Genomic DNA, 26,411 nt, shown 5'->3' with positions numbered 1-26,411 from the left:
TGGACTTTTCCTGCTTAGGGATTTTTGCGGTCTTTTTTGTTTTATTTTAGGCAATAGGTGCTATAAAAAAATCATTTGGCTGTGGGGCGTGTTTATGGATTTACAAAATTTTATTAAAAAGTTCCAGATACCTGAAGTAGCTTATCCGTTCATCAACAAGATATTTACTAAAGAAGAAATTGAATTTGTAGATAAGATGGACAAGGGTACATTTACTAAGAAGGATATAGAGAAAATTATAGATGAAAATTCAGATGAGTTTATAAAAAATAGTTATAGAAGAGGTATTATTTCACTTGTAGATGAAGAAACATCTACATATAAAATAGCAAATTTTTATAGTAGATTAGATATTTTTTCAATATCTGAGCAAGAGGTTTATAGAAGCATTCCAAAGGCAGATCAACTTTCTATGGATGCCTGGTATTTTAAAGCTTATTATGATGGGTTAGACCCTGATTTTAGTGTAAGGCCTACAGAGGATGAAATTTTACCACTTAACAAGGTGTTAGAATTCATTGACACTCAGGATAGACCTGTTTATCTAAATTACTGCGATTGTAGAAGCCTTAGAGGAGAATGTGGAAAACCAACTAAAACCTGTATTACGTATAGAAATGGAATTAATACATTTGCACATAGAGGTTTATCAGAAGAAATAGATAAAGAAAGAGCAAAAGAAATAGTAAAAAATGCTGATAAGAAAGGTCTTATGCATACAGTTAATTCAAATGGTATATGTAATTGCTGTGGAGACTGCTGTTATTTATTTAGAAGCCAGGCAAAAAGAAATAGCAGTGGATTTTGGCCAAAAACAAATCAAATCATTGAATTTAATTCACATAACTGCATTAAGTGTGGTGCTTGTATAAAAAGATGCCATTTTGATGTATTTACTAAGGTTGATGGAATCATAAAAACAGATATTTCAAAATGCGTAGGTTGTGGAATTTGTTCAAATTCGTGTCCTACAAAGGCACTTAAGTTACAGGAAAGAAAATAACATGCTTGAAGATACACCGTATATTTTGCGTTAGTAAAGAAAGTGATTTTGTTTATATAAGGAGCGATTAAATAAATATTGAGAGTATTGAGTTTGGTTCAAAAAGTTTAGGCATACGGTTTGATATATTTTGAATGTGATTAAATTAAAAGAGAGGGATTAAAATGAGTTACGAAGCATATAAAAATAATCAGTTAGGTTTTACTACAAGACAATTACATGCAGGTTATAATCCAGCAGAACATTATAGATCAAAAGCAGTTCCAATTTACCAAACAGCAGCTTTTGAACTTGGGGATTTTGAGAGATGTATTAGATTATTTGATTATTCTGAAGAAGGTCATTCTTACGTAAGATTTTCAAATCCAACTAATACGGTACTTGAAAGAAGATTAGCATCACTTGAGGGAGGAATAGAAGCAATTGCATTAGGTTCAGGAATGGCAGCAATATCTAATACTTTTTTGAATATCGCAAAATCAGGGGATGAAATAGTAGCTGTTAATACTTTATATGGAGGAAGTAGAACCTTATTAAATAACATTTTACCTGATTATGGAATTGTTGGGAGGTTTGTAGATGATGAAAATGATATAGAATCATACAGAAAAGTAATTACAGAAAAGACAAAGGCAATTTATATTGAAAGCCTTGGCAATCCTGGTATGAATATAATCGATATTGAAGCTGTGGCTAATCTAGCTCATGAACATGGAATACCATTAATTGTTGATAATACTTTTGCAACACCGTATTTATTACGACCATTTGAATATGGAGCGGATATTGTTTGCTATTCTGCAACCAAATATCTTGCAGGTCATGGGACAACAATTGTAGGAGCTGTAGTTGAAAAAGGTGGTTTTAATTGGTTGAATGGGAAATTCCCTCAGTTTGAAAAATTTTATGATGAATACAAAGATACGATAGGAAAAGATATTTTAGATAAAACAATGTTTACTAAGAGACTTAGAATCAGATACTTAACTGATTTAGGTGCACACTTAAGCCCAACTAGTACGTTTTATTTATTGCAAGGAATTGAAACTTTATCTTTAAGAATGAGAGAACATGCAGCTAATGCGCAAAAGGTGGCTGAATTCCTTGAAGGTCATCCGAAAGTTCTTTCAGTGGCATACCCAGGACTTAAAAGTAATAAGTATCATGAGTTAGCTAAAAAATATTTTCCTAAGGGTCCAGGCGCAATAATGTCTATAAGATTAAAAGGTGGAATAGAGGCAGCAAGAAAAGTCTTTGAAGAAGTTAAAGTATTTGATTACATGGTAAATGTGGGAGATGCAAAATCACTTATTGTACATTCAGCAACATCAACTCATTTTGGACAATCTAAAGAAGAAAGAGAAAAAGCGGGAGTATATGATGATACTTTAAGATTATCAATAGGTATTGAAGAGGCAGAGGATTTAATAGCAGATCTTAAGCATGCGCTTGATTCAATAGATGAATAGAGAATATTAAATAATCAATATTTTTCTATAAGCAAACCTACGTTCTGGGAACATAAGTTTGCATGAAAATATGTTATATGATATAATTACTGGAAGAAAAGAGGAAAGTTACTAATAATTAATGAGAGACTAAGCAATCAAAGATGGATGAATAGTTACAAATTTTATTCAATAATTACAATAATAATTTTGACTATGTCGTATATACTTACAAAGATAGGAATTATATATTATTATCTATTAAGCTTAAGCACAATTCCGTGTATCTTTGACTTAGGAGCGTATAGTATTTTTTTAGGAACGTTAACAATTTTGAAATTTTCACCAAAGGTTTTATAAGAACTTAGGGTTTTGGGGAATTATACTTTTTCAACAAGGGAAGTGAGAATATGTGGCAAAATATTATAGATTATTTTCAAAAGGACATGAATAATTATCTGCAGGCAATAGGGCAGCACTTAGAAATAAGTTTACTATCCTTACTTGTAGCAGCAATTATTGGAATTCCCTTTGGAATATTATCTACCAAAAACAAAGTATGGTATCGATGGGTAACAACTTCGTTTAACACTCTCAGAATTGTTCCAAGCTTAGCTGTTCTTATAATGTTCATTCCTATTGTAGGAACAGGTGTTAAACCAGCACTTATTGCATTGGCGTTGCTTGGAATACCACCAATATTATTAAATACAGCACTTGCCTTTAACACAATTCCTGAATTTATGATTGAGACTTCAATGGCAATGGGAATGTCAAAAGCGCAGAGTTTTTGGAAGGTAAAGGTGCCATTAGCTGCGCCTCTTATGCTAACAGGAATTAAAACTGCAATGGTCGAGATAATCGCTAGTGCTACACTTGCTGCTTATATTGGTGGCGGTGGAGTTGGGAACATTATTTTCACTGGATTAGGACTGAATAGAGCAGATTTGCTTCTAATAGGTGGTGTTACTGTAGCAATTCTTTCAATGCTTGCAAATGTAATTATGTTAGGTTTTGAAAAATATCTGCTTAGATATAAGTATATTAATTCAAATATATAGTTTTAAGTCGCTTAATCATTATAGATTAGTGAGAGTATGAAAAAATGACATATGAGCTTTAGATAAGATCATCAAAAGACAAATAATAAAGATTAATTCAGATTGGGGAGTGATAATTATGAATAAAAATATTAAAAGAATCATAGGAACGTTATTAATTACAGTTACACTTGGAGGGCTTGTTGCTTGCGGAAATAGCAAAGGTTCAAGTGGAGATAAAAATACAATTCGTATAGGGTCAAAGGACTTTACAGAAAACTCAATAGTAGGTGAAGTTTATGCATTAGCCCTTGAAGATAAAGGTTATAAAGTAGAAAGAGTACCTAATATAGCAAGCTCAGTTATTCATACATCACTTGTAAATGATGAAATTGATTTATACCCAGAATATACTGGCACTGGATTATTGGCGATTTTAAAGAAGGATTTAATTACAGATCCAAAGCAAGTTTATGACACAGTTAAATCTGAATATGAAAAGCAATTTAATTTAGAATGGCTTGACTATTCGCCTGCAAATGATGGACAAGGTTTAGTAATTCGTACCGATGTAGCAAATAAACTTGGAATTAAAACTATTTCTGATTTACAAAAACATGCAGGTGAAATTAGATTTGCATCACAAGGTGAATTTGATAAGAGAGAAGATGGTATTCCAGGATTAGAGAAGGTTTATGGAAAGTTTGATTTTAAATCTACAAAGGTATATGACAATGGATTAAAGTACGAAGTGTTAGCAAATAATGAAGCAGATCTTGCACCAGCATCTACAACAGAAGGTCAATTAGTAAAACCTGAATTTACTTTATTAGAAGATGATAAACACGTATGGCCTCCATATAATTTAGCACCAGTAATTAAAAAATCAGTATTAGATGCTCATCCAGATATTGCTGATATTTTAAATAAAGTTAGTGCAAGCTTAGATACTAAAAAGATAACAAAATTAAACGCAGAAGTTGATGTAGATAAAAAAGAATACGAAGAAGTAGCTAAGGAGTATTACGATTCTATTAAATAATAGATAGAAGGAGATATTCAAGATGAGTATAGCAATAGAGTTTAAGAATGTTTATAAACAATTTAAAGGAGCAGCATATAGCGCAGTTGATAATGTAAGTCTAAAAATTGAACATGGAGAATTCATTACAATTTTAGGATCTTCAGGGTGTGGAAAGACAACACTCCTTAAGATGATTAATCGCTTGTATGATCCACATAAAGGAAGTATTGAATTTTTTGGTGAGGATATTAGCGGTAAAGATCCAGTAGAGTTTAGAAGAAAAATAGGTTATGTAATTCAACAGGTTGGTTTGTTTCCACATATGACCATAGCAGGTAATATAGCGACAGTTCCAAAGATACTTAAATGGCCTAAGGAAAAAATAGAATCTAGAGTAGATGAATTACTTGAACTTGTTGGTCTTGAGCCAAAGGAATTTAGAAATAGATATCCAGCTCAATTATCTGGTGGACAACAGCAACGTGTAGGACTTGCTAGGGCTTTAGCAGTTAACCCTGATGTAATGCTGCTTGATGAACCATTTGGTGCTATTGATGCAATAAATAGAATAAATCTTCAAGATGAGTTATTAAAGATTTATAATACTTCAAAGAAAACATATCTGTTTGTAACTCATGATATCAATGAAGCATTTAAACTCGGTAGCAAAGTGTTAATAATGGATAAAGGAAAGATACAGCAATTTGATACACCAAGAAATATTGCTAAAAATCCTGCAAATGATTTTGTAAAATCACTAATTAAGGCACATGAAGGTAAATAACAAGTCCAAAGCTGGCATGAATATTTTTCATTAGGCGAGGAGGTAGATTGGCTTCATAGTGGGACTATTAAGACAATCTGCCGACGAAGGATGGTGGAAAATATGCTGGCAGATGAACTTGTTATTTTCTTGATTGTGCCCAATTCCGCGAATGGGCAGGAAGTATTTTTGGAGGATTAGAAATTTATGATTGACTATTTATTAAAATATCCTGATAAATTATTAAAAGCCTTTGTAGGACATATAGAAATTGTATTAATTACTTTAGTGATTTCTATAATATTAGCAGCATTATTAACGATATTAGCAGCTTATTCAAAAATAGCATCTAAATTGTTGGTTAATATATTTGCTATGATATATTCAATTCCTAGTTTAGCATTATTTGCGATTTTAGTGCCAATAACAGGGCTTGGTAAAGTTACTGCAATTATAGTTTTAGTACTTTATAATCAGTACATATTACTAAGAAACACAATAGATGGGCTTAATAATGTGGATGCTTCCATTGTAGAAGCAGCGACTGGAATGGGAATGAGCAAAAGCCAAATATTATTTCAAATCAAGTTACCTCTAGTTACTAAGCCAATCTTTGCAGGAATCCATCTTGCAGTAGTATCTACAATAGGTATTGCTACAATTGCAGCCTCTATTAATGCTGGTGGGATTGGAAGTGTCTTATTAGACGGACTTAGAACAGTAAATACAGCTAAAATACTATGGGGAACCTTAATGTCAGCAGGCTTAGCTATAGTAGTAAATGCAATACTTAATCTGATTGAGAAAAAGATTACTTAAAACCATATATATTGCAAAAATAATTCTTCATTATAACTTCAAAAATATTGCAAGAATTTTAGCCCTAATTATGAATTGAGAATTGCAACATATATATAAGCCTTTGAGAAATTATATTTTTAATAAACAATATCATATAATCAAAATGGGACTTAGCGCCTTAAAGTAAAAATATCAAAGAATTTAGAAAGATCTGTTAAAATTATTTTATGATTTTGATAGATTTTTCTTTTTTTATACGAATTAATATATGTAAGTACAAACTTACTAAATGCAAGCTTGCTTTACAGGAAGAGGTAGAAAATGAAGGTGAATGAAGATAATTATATTAAAGAATTGAGAAATAAGAATGAAAAAGCCTTAGATTATGTTATTGATAATTATGGTTGGATTATAAAATCTATTGTAGGAAAGCATCTATATGGGATCAATAGTGTTCAAGAAGAATGTATAAATGATATTCTTTTAGGGATTTGGAACAACATAAATAGCTTTGATGAAAGTAAAAGTGAATTTAAAAATTGGGTGGCTGGCATATGTAAGTTTAAATGCATTGATTATAAACGAAAATATTTAAAAGATCTACAACATGAAAATATTGATGATTTGAATATCAGTGAAGATGGTGTTGAATCGAAGAATTTAGAAAATGAATTAAGTAATGAAGTAGAATCGCTACTTGGATGTTTAAAGGAGAAGGACAGAAATTTGCTTTATAAGCTATATGTTGATGAAATTGACATTAATGAAATAAGTAACGAATATGGAATGAAAAAAGAAGTTATATACAATAGATTATCTAGGGCAAAAAAGAGAATAAAAGATATTTTTAATATTGATAATAGAAGAGGTGTTAAGCATGAAGAATAACATATATAGTCTGCTTAATGAAGCAAACATCGATTTAGATGAATACAAAAAAGAAGATTTTAATGATATTGAAAAGGAATCACTTAAAAAGAATATTAGGAAATCTATAAAAAAGAGTAGAAAACAAAATGTTGGAAGAAAAGTAATAGCTGCAGCTGCAATAATAGCAGTACTAGTTGGTATGTCTTTTGGAAATGCAGGAGTTTACGCCTTATCAAAAGTAAATTTACTAAGTGAAAGTATTTCAAGTTTCTTAGGAATAGAGAGGAATTTAGAAGATTATAATACAGTAATCAACAAATCTGTTACGGACAATGGAGTAACAGTTAAATTAAATGAGGTGGTGTTAGATGATAATGAACTACTCATATCTACTGATATAAGCTCAGATAGAATTCTAAAAGACAACGATACTTGGAATGGTGTAATGACTCTTTATATAAATAATAAGAAAGTTAAACTTACAGGGGCAGGTGGTGGTATGGAAAAAATAGATGATAATACTACACAAGCAGTAATTGGGTATGATTTAGATTCAATAAAAGACATGGATTTAAGTGGAGATTTAAATATAAAGATTGTATATTCCAAAATGATGGTAAATTATACTGATGATATAAATGGAACTTGGAAGTTTGAATTTAAAACTAATGGAGATAGGCTGAAAATTGATACTAAAACTGTAAAGCTTGGTTATGGATTTAATATTGAGAATGGAGATAAATATATATTAGAAAAGTATACAGATAATGCTTTAGGACAAAAAATATATGGTAAAATAATTAATAATTCAACCGAGAGAGGAACATACGCTATTTTATTAAAAGGATATGATGATTTAGGTAATAAAGTAATATTTGACTTAACAAAGGGAACAAAAGATGAGTTTTTACTAAAATACGAAAATGTATTAGTTGGAAATATGAGTGAAAAGGCAAATAAATTAATTTTGACACCTTATGCAGTAAAAATGCCAGAAGAAGGTGGTGAGGAACCTAAATTTGATGAATATAAAAAAGTTGGAGATGAATTTACAATAAATATTAAATGAAAAATAATGGGGGAGAACCAAATCTATGTAGAAAAGGATCTCCTTTTTAAGTAATATCTATTTAGAAAATAATCTAAATAGATATTGACTTTGAAGATAAGAATATAAAAGGGAGATGATAATTTGGGGGTTCCAGAAACTTTTAAAGCATTGTCAGATCCAGTTCGGCGAGAAATTTTAGTAATGCTGAAAAGTGGTAAAAAATCAGCTGGGGAGATTTCAAAGGAATTTGATATGACAGGTGCAACAATTTCATATCATATATCTCAATTAAAAAAAGCAGGTTTGGTTTTAGAGACAAAATACAAAAATTTTATATATTACGAAATCAATGTATCGGTATTTGAAGAAGTAATGCTTTGGTTTTCGCAATTTAGGGGGAATGAAGATGAAAAAAGATAATATTTTATGGATTACAACTATTATTTGTTTTTTGCCATTGATTCTTTCATTTGGAGTATATGATAAATTACCTGAAGTAGTGCCTATTCATTTTAATTATGCAGGTGTTCCAAATAATTATGTGCCAAAAGCAGTTGGAGCGTTTGGAATGCCGGTTTTAATGGCGATAATTAATATTTTTATACACTTTAAGCTTAATAACGACCCAAAGAAAATGAATTCGCCATCTGCATTGAAGTATTTAGGAAAGTGGTCTGCTCCAATTATTTCAGTCGTATTAGTACCAGTAACCTTATTTATTGCGCTTGGATATAAAATTCCTATTCAAATTATTACATCAGTAGTCGTAGGAGTTATTATTGTAGCAGCTGGAAACTATCTGCCAAAATGCAAGCAAAATTATACTGTTGGTATTAGATTACCATGGACATTAAATAGCGAAATGAATTGGAATAAAACTCATCATATGGCAGGATATCTTTGGATACTTGGCGGTATTTTTATGATAATCTTAGGTTGTATGCAGATGAAAAGTGCTTTATTAACTTTAATTATTTTATTAGTTATTGTAGTAATTCCATGTGGCTATTCATATTGGATATATAAAAAGGGGTTATAAGAAACCACTATGTTAATGAATGGGTACATAATATTACATCAGTAAAAATTTTTAGAGCACACATCTAGTTATTTCACATACACTATACGGATATTCAATTTAAATATTTAACTTATTAAATGAACATATTTCCATATTTACTATATATAAATGGTTATCTTAGCTAGAAATCATAAATATATTTGTGGAGAAAACATTTGAAAATGAGCTGCTAAGATTCTTAGTTGTAGATTGTTCCACTTTAGCTTGTTACACTGAAAGTGGGAGCATGCTAAAGTGGTGAAATCTGCTGCTTAGAATCTTCAGCGATATTTTCATAGCTTTTCGGAACAAAATATTTATGATTTCGGCAAGTTACCACATAAATATAGTTTTAAAGTTGGATATCTATAGTATGTATTCAATCTTATATTAGCTTAACAGTTAAATTATTCAACTGTTCTTTAATATCATCAGTAATGTTTGAGTCGGTAACTATAGCATCAAATTCATCTATAGTTGCAAATTTATAGAGACTATCTGTATTAAATTTTTCTGTTTCAACAAGCAAAAATGCTTCTTTACTTGTTGAAACTATAAGTTCTTTAAGATTACCATCTTCTAACATAGAAGTACCTACGCTGTTAGTAATTAAATTTACACCGGAACTTCCTAAAAAACCTTTATTAAAAGTATATTTAGAGATGCTCTTAATGGCTTCTGAGCCTAAGACTCCGCCACTTCTATTGTCATATACACCACCTATGCATATTAATACAACGGTTTCATTGTTATTGAAAAGCGGTGGAATTATAGACATATTAGTTATTAAAGTTATTTTTTTTGTGCTATTAGCTATTAGTTTTGCTAATAAAAAATTTATGCTTGAGGACTCTAAAAAAATAATATCTCCATCATCTATAAGTTCAAAAGCCTTTTTGGATATTAACTCTTTGCTATTTAAGTTAACTGTCATTCTGGTAGTTATAGAGCTTAATTTAGAAATTTTTCTATTTAATATAGCTCCACCATAGGTTCTTTGAAGATCTCCATTTTTCTCTAACCTTTGTAAATCCTTTCTTATCATACCTTCTGAAACATTAAATTGTTCACTTAGTTCTTTAACTTTTACTCTACCATGTTTATTAAGTATATTTAAAATCTGTTCTAGTCTCTCTTCAGTAAACATTTAGGCACCTCACCAATTATTATCATTTAGTATTGTTGTTGATTAATATTATAACATTATTCTTTTAATTTATAAAATATATTGAATAGATATTTAAAAAGGTATATAATGATACCAAAAGATAACAAATGATATATAATGATAAAAAGTAAACTTAGTTAATGAAATATTTTAAAAAAGATATAATTTAGCGTTATAGGGTAATGCCTAGCGTCATATTTTATATATTTAGGCATCTTCAAAGAATAGCCGCAATGTTAGCAATTTTTGAAGGTGCCTAATTCAATAGAGAACAAAGAAAGAGTATTATAAGGAAAAGAAGCATACATAATAGAATTTTTGGCTATTCTAAAATTGTAAGTCCCCACTTCTTAAGCTCTATAAATGCAGTTTCTAAACTCTTACCTTTGTCAGTTAATTCATATTCAACTTTTGGAGGAATTTCAGGATAAACTATTCTTTTAACTAACCCAAATTTCTCTAATTCACGTAGTCTAAGGGAGAGTGTTTTGGGGCTTATCCCATCTAAAGAGCGTAACAAATCTCCAAATCTTATTTTTCCATCTATCAATAAATCTCTTATTATTAGAAACGTCCATTTACTACCTATAATATCTATTGCCGCCTCAATAGGACATTTTTCATTAGGATTTCCTCGTTCAAGTTTGATTTCTGACATAAATAGAACTCCTTTCAACCGTTGATTTCTCACTATACTTACTTTTTTGAAATTATATGAAAAAAATATCACTACTTTTCAAAGTATAGTATAAATAATATAATGGCAATAAGCAAGAGATTTAAATAAAAAGGAGATTATAATTATGAATACTTTTAAAAATTATACTTTAAAAAATACAAACTTAAAGAATAGAATTGTTATGCCACCAATGTGCATGTACTCTTCGGACGAGACGGGTATGGCAAATGATTTTCACTACACTCATTATGTTACCAGGGCTATTGGTGCAGTAGGTCTCATAATACTTGAGTCTACAGGAGTTGTTGAAAATGGAAGGACAACAGATAATGATTTAGGAATTTGGGATGACAAGCATATAGATGGGCTGAAAAAAATTGTTAATGGTGTTAAAAAATATGGTTCTAAAATTGCAATACAATTAAATCATGGTGGAAGAAAATATACAGGAGCTGCTAGTCAAGCTGTAGCTCCAAGTGCAGTTAAATTTGATGAAAGAAGCACATTGCCTAAGGAATTAACTAGAGATGATATTAAAGAAATTGTATTAAATTTTAAAGAAGCAGCGAAAAGAGCAGATAAAGCGGGATTTGATGCTATAGAAATACATGGAGCACATGGTTATCTAATACATCAATTTCTATCACCATTATCAAATTTAAGAAAAGATGAATATGGTGGTGATATAAAGAACAGAATCAGATTTCTAAAAGAAATATTGGAAGCTGTGAAAGAAGTATGGCCAAAAGAGAAAGCAATTTTGCTTAGAGTATCAGCCTATGATTATAAAGAGGGTGGAATAACGCTAAATGATATGATTGAAATTATAAATGAAATTAAAGAATATATTGATATAGTGCATTTAAGTACTGGAGGATTAATTCCAGTAGAAATAAATGCATATCCAGGATATCAAGTAAATTATTCAAGCATAATCAAAGAAAAGTGTAACATTCCTACAATAGCTGTTGGATTAATTACAGATATTAATATGGCTGAGGAAATAATATCGAATGGCAGGGCAGATTTAGTTGCAGTTGGCAGAGAGCTTTTAAGAAACCCATACTTTGTGTTAAATGAAGCAAAATCTAGAAACATAGATTTTGATTATCCAGAACAATATAAGGGTGCTTTCAAATAATACTCTGAAGATGGAGAATCTACGTTATACTAGTCAATGTATTTTAAGCACATAAAGTTATATATCTAGCAAAGTTTGTGCGCTTATTATGAATATAAAAATCAAGGTTGGAAGCTTAAATTTTAAGCCCAACCTTGTTTTATATAGTATTTTTTTAGATTATACAAAGCTTTTGATTGTTCTATTTTTATGAAATAAAATTATTTTTGAGAAATACATTTTCTAGGGCAAGCTAATTGGCAAGCTCCACAGTCAACACAAGCAGATTCAGTGATTATTCTTTTTTTATCATTATCTTCTGTGATACATCCAACAATGCATACTCGCTCGCAATTTGCACAACCCACACAGTCAGATTTACTGATTATTCTAGGCATAATTTTCTCCTTACATTTAGAAAACTATAATGTTTGCTTACAAGATGTAACTGTAATTTCTAATGTTCTTGTTAAAAATGGACACTTTTCTTTCATTAGATTAAAATTATCTCCATCTTTTAAGAATTTAGCAGTTCCTTCAATTAAAAATCCGGTTCCCATATAATTGTATCCCATCACTTCTTTACTACCAAGAGTTAATTTAACTTTAGGATTAGCATTAACATTTTCTTCTGTTTTAATCATGGCAGCTGCAGGGATTAAGATTTTATTTCCTTCTGCAATGATTAAGTAACTGTTCCATGTATTAGCGACATGAGCTTCGTTATTTGAACAAGTTACAATAGAAACTACTCCCTCATGATTTAATACCTCAAAAAATTTTTCTGTAAACATTCTATATTCCTTCTTTCCTTTTAAAATAAAGATATGTATTATCGTCGATAAATGTTATCTATAATTATAATATTATTATTTCTTTTGTTTGTCAATATAAATATTTGGCAGGGAACATATGCTTCATACCATATGATTATCTTGAATGGGGATAAATAATAGGATATTATTAATAAAAGACTATAAACCAAAGGAGTATAAAAAATGAAATTTTCAGTAGGAGTAGAATATGCAATACATTGCTTATTATATATGGTAAAACTAGAGGAAGGTAAATCAGTAGGAATAAGAGACTTGGCAACATTTCAAGGTATTTCAGAAACTTACTTATCTAAAGTATATGCAAAATTAAGCAAAGCAGGAATTATAAAATCTATACCTGGTGTGAAAGGTGGTTATGCGTTAGCTCGTAGTGAGGAAGAAATAACATTTTGGGATATTGTTGAAGCAGTAGAAGGAAGCGAATCATTCTTTCAATGTGCAGAAATTAGGCAAAATAATATATTATTAGATAAAGATAATTTGCCAGATACACATACAAAATGTCCATGTTTAATAAAAGTTGTAATGTCAGAAGCAGAAGATGAGATGAGAAAATACTTAAGAAAAAAATCGTTGGCTTGGTTATACAATGAAGTATATAATAAAAAGCTTCCAAAAGAGTTTGAAAAAGCAACAATTGAATGGTTTAATAATAGCAAAAAGTAATTTAAGTAGTAAAAATTAAGAATATAATGGATTTAATACTACTCTCATTTAAAGGTTATATGGTGAAGCAAAAAACTATAACCATACTTTTAAATTTAACTGATCTATAATGCTATATATGTTGTAATTGGATTTCTACATTTTGGTTTTCACTTAGGCCTTACCTAACTGAAATTTTAAATGTAAATTTATTATTGCAACATATATATTCATATTTTCTATAAATTTAATAATGAAGATATGTTAGTAATTAATTTCTAACTTTAATAAACCTTCCTACATTAACTTTTTTCAAGATAATTAGGAAGGTATAAATTTCTTATTTTAGTATTAAATGTACTAACTGTTATTTTTAAATGTAGGTAGTTGTGTTACTATTTATAAGCTATAACATACGGATGCTTGTGTATCTAAGACACTGCCGATAAATTTAGCAACTTCTAAGTGATTTGGATGAATAAGATATTTATCTAAATCTTCTAATGATGCAAATTTTGTAATCAAAATTATATCATAATTACTTTCACCAGGACGAATATTTATTTCTGCCTGTATGTCTATCAGAACTTCTATTTTCCCTCTCATGCTTAGAAGAACTTCTTGAGTTTTTTTAATATTATCAGCATCTCTAATCTTTAATTTTAATAATAAATTGTTTATAACCATATTATTTTACCTCCTAAAATATTTAATGTAGTTTGTGCGATTTCATGACCATTGATTTAGAAAACAATTTTATTCATGATATATAAGCTATTACGAGTAGCAAGGACTACAAAGTTATTGATACTAATCTAGTGATTACTAAATAATACAATATGTTTATGTTGAATTATTTAGTATAGCGCCTTTATAGACTATATAGTCCTTATTATTCCGCCATCAATAATATGCTCACTACCAGTGATATAAGATGCTCTGTCTGATACAAGAAATGCAACAAGTTCAGCGATTTCTTCAGGTTTTGCTGGACGACCAAGTGGTATGCCGCCAAGGTTATCCATTAATTCTTGACGAGCGCTATTATAGTCAATTCCGGAATTTTGTGCCATTCTTTCAATAAGACGCTCAGCAGATTTTGTTTCTGTAAAACCTGGAGCAACTGTATTTATTCGTATTCCATCTATACCAAACTGCGTAGCTAGATTTTTGCTGTAATTTGTTAGGGCCGCTTTAGCAGCAGAGTATGACATAGTCATTATCCCAGGAAGTCTCCTTTGAATAGATGATATGTGAATTATTACGCCTTTCTGTTGTTTAATCATAGAGGGCAGAAAACCACGATCTAAGCGTACAGCTGAAAAAAGATTTTGGTTAAAGGCTTGCAACCAATCGTCATCACTTAAACTTAATGCTCCAGAAGTGGAGGATGAAGAACCACCTACATTATTTATTAAAATATCTAATCCACCGAGTCTTTCAAGAGTCTCTTTAATGATTCTCTCAGTACCCTCTGGTGTGCTAACATTTGCTTGAATGAACCCTATAGAATCTGGCAAATCATTAGGCATAGTTCGTGCAGTTGTTATTATTTTTGCACCCGCATTAAGCAAACGATCAACAATTGATCTACCAATACCTTTAGTTCCACCTGTTACAAGTACGCGTTTACCATCAAGTTCTTTGTTAATATCAAATGATAAAGTATTTTGCATAATTAAAAATACCTCCCTTTAAATAAGTTTATCTACTTAATCAGTATAATTAAGTAAACTTGACGACATCACGTCAAGTTTTGGAATGGTATTTATTTACTTAAGCAAAATCATTATAAGGAGATAGGTAATATCATATAATTTAATACTTTCATCTTTTGGAAATTAGGTAAATAGGAATTCTAGTCTGATAACATTATGTAATATTATGTGATTTTATTTTCTCAGTTATACAGTGGATTATATTCATTTTGATTCAGCGATTATAACTTGACATGATGTGGTCAGGTTATGCTTGTTATAGTTAGAAAGATCGATTATATGAAATAATTATTAGAGAATAGGATTATAAAGGAGAGATATTATGAATATGAAATTACAAGAACCTATTGAAACTTATTTTAATACATCCAATAAATCAGATCCAAAGAAATTTATATCAATTTTCACTGAAGATGCAATTGTAATTGATGAAGGTCAAGAATATATTGGGCTAGATAAAATACGAGAATGGAGTATAAAGCACCACTTTGCAGCTAAGCTTGAATTAAAGGTTATAGATATTAGTGAAAAAAATCTTATAACAATTGTTAAAGCTAAAATAGATGGTGATTTTGATAAAACTGGACTTCCAGATCCTCTATTATTAGATTTTCATTTTACTATATTAAAAGAAATGGTGGCTAGGTTAGAAATATTGTTTCCCCAAAATATATAAATCAAGTAAAACAATATAATGAAGGAGAGAATTGTATGAATAATTTTATTAAAGTTAATTCTGAAAAATGCACTAAATGTGGTCTGTGTGTGAAAATATGTAGAGGAACATTGGTGATGAGTGATTTAGGACCCAAAGTAGACAGGGATCTTTGTATTGAATGTGGTCATTGCGTGGCTGTTTGTCCCAATGGTGCTTTAGACAGCACAAAAACTCCATTAGATAATCAAGTGCAAATTCAAAAAGAAAAGTTAATGGATTCAAATATTGCGGCCACTTTTCTTAGATCAAGAAGATCTATTCGAGCATTTCAGAAAAGGGATGTATCTCGAGATATAATTAGTGAACTTCTTAATATAGCTAGATTTGCACCAACAGCTTGCAATTCTCAAGGACTTTCGTATCATGTTATTGATAATCATAAGATTCTACATGAAATTACTTCGATTATAGCTGACTGGACGGAGGAATCTATAGAAAATGGTGTGTTAAAGAATTCGCCGTGGGTACAGAATACTGTTTCGACAATAGCACAGTATCGTAATGATAACAAAGATACCATATTAAGAGATGCTCCATGTTTAGTGATTGCAACAGCTCCAAGAGAACAAAAAGAACTTGGTCGCGACAATACACACTTTTCATTAACATATGTGCAATTATATGCACAAACATTAGGATTAGGAACCTGTTGGTCAGGACTATTTGAATATTGTTCTATGGCAGAATATGAACCTCTTTTAAGATTGCTGAATATTTCTAAAGGTAGGGTAGTAACGGGTGCGCTATTAGTAGGATATCCACTTTATAATTTTAAAAGACTGGTAGATAGAAATCCTTTAGAAATCACATGGCAGTAAAAAGCAGTGATGTCTGTGAGTGAAGTGTTTTAATTTATAAAAAATAAACTATTCCCCTCAACTTTATTATACCATATGAAATTTTTAAATAACAGGCTTATAATATGTGCTTATTCTGTGTATCATAGGAACAGAATCACTTCGTAGAAATTGCTTCACTCGTATTTGGAAAAGGAATTAAAAGTCTAAATGTTTTTTAACGAGCAGTCTAAGAGTGCGAGCAAGTGAATTAAACTACTCAGGATTCCGACTTAAAAGAGGAAGGGGAATGTGTATGAATTCATATGTACTTAGCTTTCAGGAGATTGATAAAACAAAGATTTCCATGGTTGGAGGTAAAGGCGCTAATCTAGGAGAATTATCTAGAATTACTGAAATTTTAGTACCAGAAGGTTTTTGTGTTACAACAAAAGCGTATAAAAAGATAACTGAAAATAATGAAGAACTTAAAGGTTTATTAGATGAATTATCGCATTTTGGAGTAGAAGACATAGAAAAAATAAGAGAAATTAGCAGTGAAATTCGCAAGGTGATTGAAGGGATAACTATACCTGAAGTTATTAACGAAGAGATTGCAAGATTTATATTAAGACTTGGTGAAAAAGATTCATATGTCGTACGTTCTAGTGCAACCGCAGAGGATTTGCCGACAGCTTCTTTTGCAGGTCAGCAGGATACGTATTTAAATATTATTGGAAAGGAATCAATTTTAAAACATATCAGAAAGTGCTTGGCATCACTGTTTACAGAGAGAGCAGCAATTTATCGTATTCAAAACGGATTTGACCACAATAAAGTGCATCTTTCTGTGGTTGTTCAGAAGATGGTATTCCCTAAGGCGGCAGGAATTTTGTTTACTGCTGATCCTGTTACTTGTAATAGAAAAGTGGTATCCATTGATGCAAGCTTTGGGCTAGGGGAGGCCTTGGTTTCTGGATTAGTGAATGCTGATAATTATAGAGTATGCAATGATAAAATAGTAGATAAGAAAATATCCACTAAGAAGCTAGGTGTCTATTCTTTAAAAGATGGTGGTACCGAAAAGTTGGAGATTGAGTCTGAAATGCAAAATAGTCAAGTGCTGACAGATGAACAGATTTTGAGACTTACGCATATGGGGAGAAAGATTGAAGAGCATTTTGGCTGTCCACAAGACATAGAATGGTGTTTGGCTCACGATACATTTTATATTGTTCAGAGCCGACCAATTACTACTTTATATCCAATTCCTGAAGCTAATGATGAAAAAAAACATGTATATTTATCTGTGGGACATCAACAAATGATGACCGATCCTTTGATGCCACTCGGAATGTCTTTAAAGGAGTTAATATCTTTTGGTCGATGGTTTAAAGCTGGTGGAAGGTTGTTTGTTGATGTCGCACCAATGCTAGCTTCACCAGATGGCAGAAAAAACTTATTAAATAATATGAAACAACTTGAACCTCTCACAGAAGACGCAATTATGACCATAATAGAGCGAGATTTCATAAAATGTTTACCAAATGATAAAGAGGAACAGAGTGACATTAAAAGCAATAAAAGTATCTCAGCTGCAGGTTCAGAGCCACAAAAGGAATTGGATCGGACTATCGTTTCTGAGCTGATTAAGAAGAGTCAATCATCCATAGAGGAGTTAAAACAAAAAATCCAAACTAAATCAGGAGTAGATTTAATTGATTTTATTCTAGAAGATATAAATGAGTTAAAGAGGATTTTATTTGACCCACAAAGTACAGCCGTATTTATGTCTGCTATAAATGCTTCGCTTTGGATTAATGAAAAGATGAACGAGTGGTTAGGTGAAAAAAATGCAGCAGATATCCTTTCTCAATCTGTATCAAACAATATTACTTCGGAAATGGGTCTAGAATTAATGGATGTGGCAGATGTGATACGTCCTTATCCAGAAATAGTTGATTTTTTACAACATGTAAAAGATGATAACTTCTTGGAGGAAGTGATTAAATTTCATGGTGGAAAGGAAACAAGGGATGCAATATTGTCTTATCTTAGGAAATTTGGAATGCGCTGCAGTGGAGAAATCGACATTACTAGAACTCGATTCAGCGAAAAACCAATTACACTTGTCCCTATGATTTTAAGCAATATCAAAAACTTTGAGCCGAGTGCTGGCAAAAAGAAATTTGAGCAAGGGCGACAGGAAGCTTTAAATAAAGAGCAAGAGTTATTGAGTCGGTTGAGAGAGTTACCTGAGGGTGAAGAAAAGGCCAAAGAAACAAAACGAAATATCGACTTGATTAGGAATTTTATAGGTTACCGTGAATACCCAAAATACGGTATGATTAGCCGCTATTTTGTTTATAAGCAGGCTTTAATGAAAGAAGCAAAACGGCTAGTACAAGATGGCGTTATTCATAAAAAAGAAGATATTTACTACCTTACTTTAGAAGAACTTCGCGAAGTAGTACACACAAATAAACTTGATTATGATATTATAATTAAGCGTAAAGAAGAACATAAATTAAATGAAAAGCTAACGCCACCACGTGTTATGACCTCTGATGGTGAAATCATTACAGGTAAATATAAACGAGAAAATCTTCCAGCTGGTGCGATTGCAGGTCTAGCTGTTTCGTCTGGAGTAATCGAGGGAAGAGCACGTGTCATCTTAAACATGGAAGATGCTGTGCTAGAAGCAGGAGATATATTAGTCACCTCCTTTACAGACCCTAGCTGGACACCATTATTTGTATCAATAAAAGGTCTAGTGACTGAAATTGGTGGACTCATGACTCATGGAGCCGTTATCGCGCGTGAATATGGATTACCAGCAGTTGTAGGTGTAGAGAATGCTACTAAACTGATAAAAGATGGGCAGAGAATCCGAGTGAATGGAACTGAAGGATATATAGAAATTTTATAGTGATGTAGATAGTGTCAAATGAAATTACCAGACAGAAGGGTGGAAACTTGATAAAAATAATTACTGAGGACCAACCAATATTCATTTGACTATAATATTGATTCCAAAGAAGTCAGAAATTAAAAATAAAAGAACTGAAAGGGGTGAGTACTCTATGACAGGACCAGACAAGGAAAAGCTATATCCAAATACGAATATAAAGACGGTTTGTTATATAAGTAATCTACCTAAAAAACCTAATGTCGAGATTGGAGAATATACTATTATAGTGATAATAAAAAATCTCCTGAGAAATTTTATGATAATATAGAGCATCATTATGAATTCTTGGGAGATAAACTTATAATAGGCAAGTTTTGTGCAATTGCAGAGGGGATTAAGTTTATAATGAATGGAGCAAACCACAGAATGGATGGAGTTACAACTTATCCCTTCAATATCTTTGGATGTGGTTGGGAAAAGGTCACTCCAACAGTAGAACAGTTGCCTTTTAAGGGAGATACAGTGATTGGTAATGATGTATGGATAGGCCAAAATGTAACTATTATGCCAGGGGTTAAGATTGGTGATGGTGCGATCATTTCTACAAATTCAACTGTAGTGAAAGATGTTGAGCCGTATACTATTTATGGCGGTAATCCAGCCAAGTTTATTAAAAAGCGTTTTAGTGATGAAAAAATTGAATTTTTACTGAAGCTTCAATGGTGGAATTGGGACGAAGAGAAGATATTTAATAATATTGAAAAGTTAATATCAGAAGTTGGTTTAGATCAATTAATGAAAGAATATATATAAATCATAAGCTATGTATAGCTTGGACAATAATATAGGCTAACAAAATTTCATATATTCGAAAATGAATTTGCTGGAGGCCATATATCATTAGAAGACTACAAGTTAAAAATGTCAAATATAAATAATGATAATAAGGTTTTTTTAAGCTAAAAAGTATGGTAGAAAGTTAAATGAGGAAGTTTATTTTCCTCATTTAATACATAATATTAAAGGATTTCCTATTGGCAAGTAAGTTCAAAAATTTCTAATAGTCTAATTTAGTGCGTAGTTCATTTTTATATAATCAATCCATTCGTTATGAAGCTCATCTTCGGTTATTCCGAAAACATCTACAAAACTATTAGGTTCTTTTATCAAATTGCACAGCTTGTCATAGTCAAATAATTTGATTATTGATTCTACTATAGTATATGAGTATTGATATCCATCATATTTGAAAAAAGTTTCAAAATCATCGCCTGTATCTAAATCTTTAAATGTAGGAACAATATCATTTGCTAGTCCATTTTTAACAGTTTTTATTATCCAGTTTTCATTATTGTCTTTTGCTTCATAACATGCAATTCCTTCATCCAACCATCTTGGTGTATTCTCATTTATTTTATTTACTATGATTATGAACAAATTCGTGAACAGCTGCAGCGGATTATAAAATGCTGAGTTTTTTCTAAATAGGAATGATTTTATGTACTCGTATAATAAAAAAGGCTATAAATAAATAGTCATATTATTTTTTACCATAAATATTCTAAACAATATTTATGGTAAAGAATATTAGAATATATATTCTTCAGAATATGCTTGAATAATGCGGGTTCGAAGGCCACAAATTTAAGAATCCCTGGATTTTCACATAATTTAAGATAGGAAAATAGATTGTCATATTGGGAGAGAAAAATTTTGAGTTGATAATAAAATAAATAACTTCAACAGGCTACTAGAAATAAAAGACCTAGAAGTTAAAAACTTTACTATAATTAATGACAAAATAATATATTCGTCTCGATTTACTTTCCCGATGTTGATAAAACAATTATGCCTTGCTATTATGGATTAAAAGATTAAACCATTAACATATGCGAATGAATGAAGTTTGTATGGGGAAAAGCACTAATGATTACAATTTAATTAAAGGAGAGATATAATGAACGAACAAGATAAATTAAGGCAACTAGAAAATGAGTTCAAAGAATGTAGAGCAGTGCTGGCAGCTATTGGAGATGAGACAAGGCAATTAATTATTTTAAGCTTAATGAAAGGAACATATCCTGGAATAAGGGTTGGAGAAATAACTAAAAGGACACATTTGTCACGTCCAGCTGTTTCGCATCATTTAAAAATATTAAAAGAAGCAAAAATTGTAACTTTAGTCAAGCAAGGAACGATGAATTTCTATCATATAAATCCAGCCAAAAGCGATTTGATTCTGATGAAGAGGTTATTTTCTCATGTTGAAGAATTTATGTGTGATTGCTGGAAGGAGGACTAGAATAATGGCAGAATCTAAAGGCGATATTTAGTTGATTTGGTTTAAACTAATTTATTCTGGAGGGGATAAGAGATGAATCTAATAAATAAAGAAATAAAGGCAGTAAATGGCATTAAAATACCTCAGGTTGGTTTTGGGGTATATAAACTAAATAAAGGGGAAGATTTTGAAACTGCCGTGGGTGAAGCTATTAAAATTGGATATCGTCATTTTGATACTGCTAAAATTTATGGCAATGAAAAAGATTTAGGATTAGCAATTGAAAAAAGTCAGATACCAAGGGAAGAATTTTTTATTACTTCGAAGGTTTGGAATACAGATCATGGTTATGAAGCTACTAAGAAAGCTTTTGAACAAACTTGTAAAAAGCTGAACGTAGAGTACCTTGATATGTACCTAATTCATTTTGCTTCATCTTATTATTTAGAAACATGGCATGCTATGGAAGAGTTATATTTACAAGGTAAGATCAAAGTAATTGGAGTTGCAAATTTTGAGATACAACATCTTGAAGAATTAATGAAACACTCAAAGATTACACCGATGATTAATCAGATTGAGACTCATCCGGAGTTTACACAAAATGAGCTACATCAATATCTTACTAAACATAAGATTCTGCATGAAGCTTGGGCACCCTTAGGTCAAGGGAATAAAGCTTTGCTGGAAAATACAGTATTGAAAAAAATTGCAAGTCATCATGAAAAAAGAGTGGCTCAAGTAATCTTACGTTGGCATATACAAAGGGGAATTATTATTATCCCTAAATCGTCAAATTCCAAAAGAATCAAAGAGAACATTCAGTTGTTTGACTTTGAATTATCAAGTGAAGAAATGGAAAAAATTAATCAACTAAATACAGGGAAAAGGTATTCTCATAGTCCTACAGGCTATATGATTAATCCACTTTATAATAAACTGATGAAAATTTTCCTTAAATAAATTTTTAATCTATCTAAAATTAGCGATTGATATTCTAATGTTAAGATATAACTTAGAAAGTTCTACGTTATATCTGTTACAGTGAACCATATATAGGGAGAATCAAAATAAATAGGACATGATTAAATATTAAAATATGAACCAATGATATTAAAACTGTCATTGGTTTATGTTATAATTTTTTTAATCAAAGATATGTATTAAATAGAGAACTTATAATTAATTATACAAAATGATATAGTTACGCAAATTTATTTAGTAGGATTAAGTTATAAGATGTATTTTAAGACTACATCCTATTTCTTTATAAAAAATATAACTGAAAAAGAGGTATATAGTATGATAAAACCAATAGTAAAAGATATATTATTTTTAGGGCAAAAATCAGAAGAGGCAACTAAAAATGATATGGTAGTAATTGATGATTTAATAGATACATTAAGAGCAAACTTAGAGCATTGTGTTGGATTGGCTGCTAATATGATTGGAGTAAAGAAGCGTATATTAGTATTTACTGTAGGCAATCTTATTGTACCTATGATAAATCCAGTTATATTAAAAAAGGAAAAGCCTTATGAAACAGAAGAAAGCTGTTTATCTTTAATTGGATTTAGAAAAACAAAGAGATATGAAACGATAGAGGTTATGTATCTTGATAGAAACTTTAATAAGAAAAAGCAAGTATTTAATGGATTTACAGCACAAATAATTCAACATGAAATGGATCATTTTGAAGGCATAATAATCTAATTATCAAATTAAAAACGTAGCTTGATCATACTGAAAATAAATGCTTAAATGCAAAGGGAAAGCACAATATTCAATTTATATTTGCTTTTAATAACTGCATTTACATCAGCATATATGTATGTTAGAATTTGGTACAAAAATGAAATCTTTTAGAAAAAGTAAGATGGTTTGAGGTGTTAATAATGAATATAAAGATAGTTCCTGGCCTTAATAATTCTGGGCCAGAGCATTGGCAGAGTATTTGGGAGAAAAAATATGGATTTAAAAGAATAGCCCAAGAGGAATGGGATTATCCAGTATATAAAGAATGGGAAAAAAATTTAATAGAAAATCTTTCAAGAGAAAATAGCTGCGATGTAGTATTAGTTGCACACAGCCTTGGCTGCTTGCTTACTGTAAAAGCCATGCCTAAGATACGAAAGTACTTGAAAGCAGTCTTCTTAGTGGCTCCACCAGATCCAAACAAGGAACAATTTCCAAATTTTTTAGACTCATTTGAACATTTGCCAGAGGATAACCTGGAGTTGCCTGGAATGCTAATTTATAGTGAGAATGATCAATATTCCTCATCTCTGTTTTGTATAGAAAAAGGCAAACAGTGGGGCCTTGAAACAGTATCTGTGGGTAGAAAGGGTCATATAAATAGTGAATCCAATATAGATGATTGGAATGAAGGATTTAATTTATTTCAGAAACTATTGGAAAGAATTCGATAAGATTAATCACTTTTAATTGTTAATTGTACAGTGTTAATTTGAAGGGAGTTACGATTTTATGCATGATGTAGTGGCAAAAGGTATATTATCTAGTAGTAATGGAATGAATATTTATAGAGGATGTACTCATGGATGTATATATTGTGACGCCAGAAGTCATTGTTATGGAATGGATCATATATTTGAAGACATTGAGGTTAAGGCTAATGTGCTGCAGCTATTAGAGGACGCACTTAAGAAAAAAAGAAGAAAGTGCATGATTGGAACAGGTGCAATGAGTGATCCATATATTCATCTAGAAGAAAATCTTCAAAATACAAGAAAATGTTTGGAAATAATTGATAAGTATGGATTTGGACTCGCGATACAAACTAAATCAAATAGAATTTTAAGAGACTTAGAGTTGCTAAGAAGTATAAATAAAAAAGCAAAGTGTGTTGTGCAGATGACATTAACAACTTATGATGAAGAATTATGTAAGATTATTGAACCTAATGTTTCTACAACAAAAGAACGATTCGAAGTTTTAAAAATAATGAGGGATAACAAAATTCCTACGGTAGTTTGGCTAAGTCCTATTTTACCTTATATAAATGATACAGAGGAAAATATAAGAGGAGTTTTAGATTATTGTATAGAAGCTAGAGTTAAAGGAATTATAGTATTTGGTATTGGATTAACATTAAGAAATGGAAATAGGGAATATTATTATAAGAATTTAGATAAGCATTTTAAAGGTTTAAAAGAAAAATATATAAGAGAATATGGGAATAGTTATGAAGTGTTAAGTAAGAATCATGAAAAATTAATGAAAATTATTAAAGACACCTGTCAGCAGAATAATATTATTTTTGAAGTGAAAGAAGTTTTTAATTATATGAAAGCTTTTGAAGAGGAGAATAATGAAGTTCAAATAGGTTTTGATATATAGGAAATAATTTCTATGATAAAAAGGTGTTATCTACTTTGTATATAATATTCATATACAAAGTAGAATAAAGGGCTCTTATTTTTATTACAGCAAAACTATAACTGATTGAGCTTGCTTTCAGGCTCTTCACCATTCTCTACACGCTTTATATTATTCACGAAGAAATCATATCTTTTTTTATGGAATTTGAGACCATCAGGCAAGCCTGCTGTATGAGGAGTAAGTATCACATTTCTTAGATTTCGGAGTTCACTTTCAATTGGAAGAGGTTCAGATTCAAACACATCAAGGCATGCTCCTGAAATGTCCTTGTTTTTCAATGCATCTATCAAGTCTCTTTCATTGACAATTCCGCCGCGGGCTGTATTGACAAAAAGTGCGGTATTCTTCATTTTCTTGAATACATCTTTGTTGATTAGCTGTTTGGTTTGCTGATTTAGGGATACATGCACACTTACTATGTCTGATGCGCCTACAAGAGTATCGAAATCCGTCATTTTCACAAAATCGTCAGACTGTACAACGGGATTTCTAGCATAAACCAGAACATTCATATCAAAGACCCTGCAAAACTCAGTTACTTTTTTACCGACAGCGCCAAAGCCTATAATCCCGATGGTTTTGCCTTTTAATTCACTCCCTGTATACTGCAATTCATTTTCATCTATCCTGTTCTTCATGAAAGAATCAAGAAACGGTATGTTTTTATAATAAGATAATATTAGCGCCATTACGTGCTCGGCAACTGCTTGTGCATTCACTCCTGCAGCATTGGCCGCCCAAATGCCGTACTGCGTGCAGGCATCTATATCTACATTGTCAAATCCTGCACCCGTCTGTACCAACTTTAATTTTTTTGCTATAGAAAGCAGACCGCTGTCCACTTTAATATGTTCAGGTATGAGTACCTGACAATCTTCAATATGATGCAACATTTCTTTTCCAGGCTGGACAATTATAATGTCCCAGTCTTCTGGAAAATGCCTTACAATATTTGATTTTGAGGTCTCAGTAAAATATCCGACTATAAGAATTTTCATTTTTAAGCCACCTTTCATGCTCTATATCTATTTCGAAGAAAATCCGTTTGATGTTAGCAATTACAAGCCAGGCATCTTCTACATCATATACTGAGAGTG

General features: G+C 30.9%; 28 protein-coding genes and 1 pseudogene. 21 read left to right on the top strand and 8 right to left on the bottom strand.

Going from position 1 to position 26,411, the window contains the following annotated elements; genetic code table 11:
* Window positions 1-94: 94 nt before the first annotated feature.
* The 10 genes from AXY43_RS05900 (at window position 95) to AXY43_RS05855 (ending at window position 9,039) form a co-directional block, all read left to right on the top strand.
* Entirely contained in the window at window positions 95-1,003 is a 909-nt protein-coding gene (locus AXY43_RS05900; RefSeq protein WP_105411207.1) for a 4Fe-4S binding protein, read from the top strand.
* 164 nt (window positions 1,004-1,167) lie between these two features.
* Window positions 1,168-2,472: an O-acetylhomoserine aminocarboxypropyltransferase/cysteine synthase family protein gene (locus tag AXY43_RS05895; RefSeq protein WP_105411206.1), complete on the top strand. Its 1,305-nt coding sequence runs from the start codon at window positions 1,168-1,170 to the stop codon at window positions 2,470-2,472.
* 389 nt (window positions 2,473-2,861) lie between these two features.
* Complete coding sequence (locus tag AXY43_RS05890; protein ID WP_012059714.1) at window positions 2,862-3,512, top strand: ABC transporter permease; 651 nt, start codon at window positions 2,862-2,864, stop codon at window positions 3,510-3,512.
* A gap of 118 nt (window positions 3,513-3,630) precedes the next feature.
* A complete protein-coding gene (locus AXY43_RS05885) occupies window positions 3,631-4,533 on the top strand; it encodes a glycine betaine ABC transporter substrate-binding protein (protein WP_012059713.1) in 903 nt (300 codons plus the stop codon).
* Between the two features lie 22 nt (window positions 4,534-4,555).
* Window positions 4,556-5,299 carry an ABC transporter ATP-binding protein gene (locus AXY43_RS05880; RefSeq protein WP_077830553.1) on the top strand — a complete coding sequence of 248 codons (744 nt, stop codon included), beginning with the start codon at window positions 4,556-4,558 and terminating at the stop codon, window positions 5,297-5,299.
* A gap of 186 nt (window positions 5,300-5,485) precedes the next feature.
* Entirely contained in the window at window positions 5,486-6,097 is a 612-nt protein-coding gene (locus tag AXY43_RS05875; RefSeq protein WP_012059711.1) for an ABC transporter permease, read from the top strand.
* Window positions 6,098-6,400: 303 nt separating this feature from the next.
* The gene (locus tag AXY43_RS05870) at window positions 6,401-6,967 is read left to right on the top strand and encodes a sigma-70 family RNA polymerase sigma factor (protein ID WP_087701382.1); all 567 of its coding nucleotides are present in this window, start codon (window positions 6,401-6,403) and stop codon (window positions 6,965-6,967) included.
* Window positions 6,957-8,018, top strand: coding sequence for a DUF4179 domain-containing protein (locus AXY43_RS05865; RefSeq protein ID WP_105411205.1), 1,062 nt, complete (start codon window positions 6,957-6,959; stop codon window positions 8,016-8,018). Before AXY43_RS05870 ends, AXY43_RS05865 begins: the two co-directional genes overlap by 11 nt.
* 123 nt (window positions 8,019-8,141) lie before the next feature.
* On the top strand, window positions 8,142-8,420 hold the full coding sequence (locus tag AXY43_RS05860; RefSeq protein WP_105411204.1) for an autorepressor SdpR family transcription factor: 279 nt from the start codon (window positions 8,142-8,144) through the stop codon (window positions 8,418-8,420).
* Window positions 8,407-9,039: an SdpI family protein gene (locus tag AXY43_RS05855; RefSeq protein ID WP_087701384.1), complete on the top strand. Its 633-nt coding sequence runs from the start codon at window positions 8,407-8,409 to the stop codon at window positions 9,037-9,039. Before AXY43_RS05860 ends, AXY43_RS05855 begins: the two co-directional genes overlap by 14 nt.
* A gap of 406 nt (window positions 9,040-9,445) precedes the next feature.
* Here AXY43_RS05855 and AXY43_RS05850 read toward each other — a convergent pair whose 3' ends face one another.
* Entirely contained in the window at window positions 9,446-10,207 is a 762-nt protein-coding gene (locus AXY43_RS05850) for a DeoR/GlpR family DNA-binding transcription regulator (protein ID WP_087701385.1), read from the bottom strand.
* A gap of 343 nt (window positions 10,208-10,550) precedes the next feature.
* The gene (locus tag AXY43_RS05845; RefSeq protein ID WP_012059705.1) at window positions 10,551-10,886 is read right to left on the bottom strand and encodes a winged helix-turn-helix transcriptional regulator; all 336 of its coding nucleotides are present in this window, start codon (window positions 10,884-10,886) and stop codon (window positions 10,551-10,553) included.
* 145 nt (window positions 10,887-11,031) lie between these two features.
* Here AXY43_RS05845 and namA point away from each other — a divergent pair, with 145 nt between their 5' ends.
* Window positions 11,032-12,048 (top strand): NADPH dehydrogenase NamA, encoded by a 1,017-nt coding sequence (gene namA / locus AXY43_RS05840; protein WP_087701386.1) that lies wholly within the window; start codon window positions 11,032-11,034, stop codon window positions 12,046-12,048.
* Between the two features lie 200 nt (window positions 12,049-12,248).
* Here the strand turns inward: namA and AXY43_RS05835 are convergent, their stop codons facing one another.
* Window positions 12,249-12,425, bottom strand: a complete 177-nt coding sequence (locus AXY43_RS05835) for a 4Fe-4S binding protein (protein ID WP_012059703.1) — start codon at window positions 12,423-12,425, stop codon at window positions 12,249-12,251.
* A gap of 24 nt (window positions 12,426-12,449) precedes the next feature.
* Window positions 12,450-12,821, bottom strand: coding sequence for a pyridoxamine 5'-phosphate oxidase family protein (locus AXY43_RS05830; protein WP_077308118.1), 372 nt, complete (start codon window positions 12,819-12,821; stop codon window positions 12,450-12,452).
* 204 nt (window positions 12,822-13,025) lie between these two features.
* Between AXY43_RS05830 and AXY43_RS05825 the strand changes: the two genes are divergently transcribed.
* Entirely contained in the window at window positions 13,026-13,529 is a 504-nt protein-coding gene (locus AXY43_RS05825; RefSeq protein WP_077831178.1) for an Rrf2 family transcriptional regulator, read from the top strand.
* A gap of 378 nt (window positions 13,530-13,907) precedes the next feature.
* Here AXY43_RS05825 and AXY43_RS05820 read toward each other — a convergent pair whose 3' ends face one another.
* Together AXY43_RS05820 and AXY43_RS05815 are read right to left on the bottom strand one after the other, a co-directional pair.
* A complete protein-coding gene (locus AXY43_RS05820) occupies window positions 13,908-14,195 on the bottom strand; it encodes a Dabb family protein (protein ID WP_105411203.1) in 288 nt (95 codons plus the stop codon).
* A gap of 191 nt (window positions 14,196-14,386) precedes the next feature.
* Window positions 14,387-15,184 (bottom strand): SDR family oxidoreductase, encoded by a 798-nt coding sequence (locus tag AXY43_RS05815; RefSeq protein ID WP_105411202.1) that lies wholly within the window; start codon window positions 15,182-15,184, stop codon window positions 14,387-14,389.
* A gap of 364 nt (window positions 15,185-15,548) precedes the next feature.
* Between AXY43_RS05815 and AXY43_RS05810 the strand changes: the two genes are divergently transcribed.
* The 4 genes and pseudogenes from AXY43_RS05810 (at window position 15,549) to AXY43_RS05795 (ending at window position 20,444) form a co-directional block, all read left to right on the top strand.
* The gene (locus tag AXY43_RS05810) at window positions 15,549-15,902 is read left to right on the top strand and encodes a nuclear transport factor 2 family protein (protein WP_077867811.1); all 354 of its coding nucleotides are present in this window, start codon (window positions 15,549-15,551) and stop codon (window positions 15,900-15,902) included.
* A 35-nt stretch (window positions 15,903-15,937) separates the two neighbouring features.
* Window positions 15,938-16,762 carry a nitroreductase family protein gene (locus AXY43_RS05805; RefSeq protein ID WP_087701389.1) on the top strand — a complete coding sequence of 275 codons (825 nt, stop codon included), beginning with the start codon at window positions 15,938-15,940 and terminating at the stop codon, window positions 16,760-16,762.
* A gap of 274 nt (window positions 16,763-17,036) precedes the next feature.
* Window positions 17,037-19,649 carry a phosphoenolpyruvate synthase gene (gene ppsA, locus AXY43_RS05800; protein WP_105411201.1) on the top strand — a complete coding sequence of 871 codons (2,613 nt, stop codon included), beginning with the start codon at window positions 17,037-17,039 and terminating at the stop codon, window positions 19,647-19,649.
* 154 nt (window positions 19,650-19,803) lie between these two features.
* Window positions 19,804-20,444 (top strand): annotated as a pseudogene (locus tag AXY43_RS05795) (Vat family streptogramin A O-acetyltransferase).
* A 252-nt stretch (window positions 20,445-20,696) separates the two neighbouring features.
* Here AXY43_RS05795 and AXY43_RS05790 read toward each other — a convergent pair.
* The gene (locus tag AXY43_RS05790) at window positions 20,697-21,068 is read right to left on the bottom strand and encodes a hypothetical protein (protein WP_242986128.1); all 372 of its coding nucleotides are present in this window, start codon (window positions 21,066-21,068) and stop codon (window positions 20,697-20,699) included.
* 520 nt (window positions 21,069-21,588) lie between these two features.
* On the opposite strand from AXY43_RS05790, the gene AXY43_RS05785 reads away from it, so the two are divergent.
* The 5 genes from AXY43_RS05785 (at window position 21,589) to AXY43_RS05765 (ending at window position 25,272) form a co-directional block, all read left to right on the top strand.
* Window positions 21,589-21,933, top strand: a complete 345-nt coding sequence (locus tag AXY43_RS05785; protein ID WP_077308105.1) for an ArsR/SmtB family transcription factor — start codon at window positions 21,589-21,591, stop codon at window positions 21,931-21,933.
* Window positions 21,934-22,005: 72 nt separating this feature from the next.
* On the top strand, window positions 22,006-22,875 hold the full coding sequence (locus tag AXY43_RS05780) for an aldo/keto reductase (RefSeq protein WP_105411200.1): 870 nt from the start codon (window positions 22,006-22,008) through the stop codon (window positions 22,873-22,875).
* A gap of 339 nt (window positions 22,876-23,214) precedes the next feature.
* Entirely contained in the window at window positions 23,215-23,625 is a 411-nt protein-coding gene (locus AXY43_RS05775) for a peptide deformylase (RefSeq protein WP_041898304.1), read from the top strand.
* A gap of 182 nt (window positions 23,626-23,807) precedes the next feature.
* A complete protein-coding gene (locus tag AXY43_RS05770) occupies window positions 23,808-24,341 on the top strand; it encodes an RBBP9/YdeN family alpha/beta hydrolase (protein ID WP_041898302.1) in 534 nt (177 codons plus the stop codon).
* A gap of 58 nt (window positions 24,342-24,399) precedes the next feature.
* Window positions 24,400-25,272 carry an SPL family radical SAM protein gene (locus tag AXY43_RS05765; protein WP_105411199.1) on the top strand — a complete coding sequence of 291 codons (873 nt, stop codon included), beginning with the start codon at window positions 24,400-24,402 and terminating at the stop codon, window positions 25,270-25,272.
* Between the two features lie 95 nt (window positions 25,273-25,367).
* On the opposite strand, the gene AXY43_RS05760 is transcribed toward AXY43_RS05765, so the two are convergent.
* Window positions 25,368-26,312 (bottom strand): NAD(P)-dependent oxidoreductase, encoded by a 945-nt coding sequence (locus AXY43_RS05760; protein WP_181246067.1) that lies wholly within the window; start codon window positions 26,310-26,312, stop codon window positions 25,368-25,370.
* Window positions 26,313-26,411: the final 99 nt, after the last annotated feature.

Origin of the sequence: Clostridium sp. MF28, assembly GCF_002969175.1 — a bacterium.
In the GTDB taxonomy this organism is placed as follows: Bacteria; Bacillota; Clostridia; order Clostridiales; family Clostridiaceae; genus Clostridium; species Clostridium beijerinckii.
This window is presented reverse-complemented; position numbering and strand designations above follow the sequence as displayed.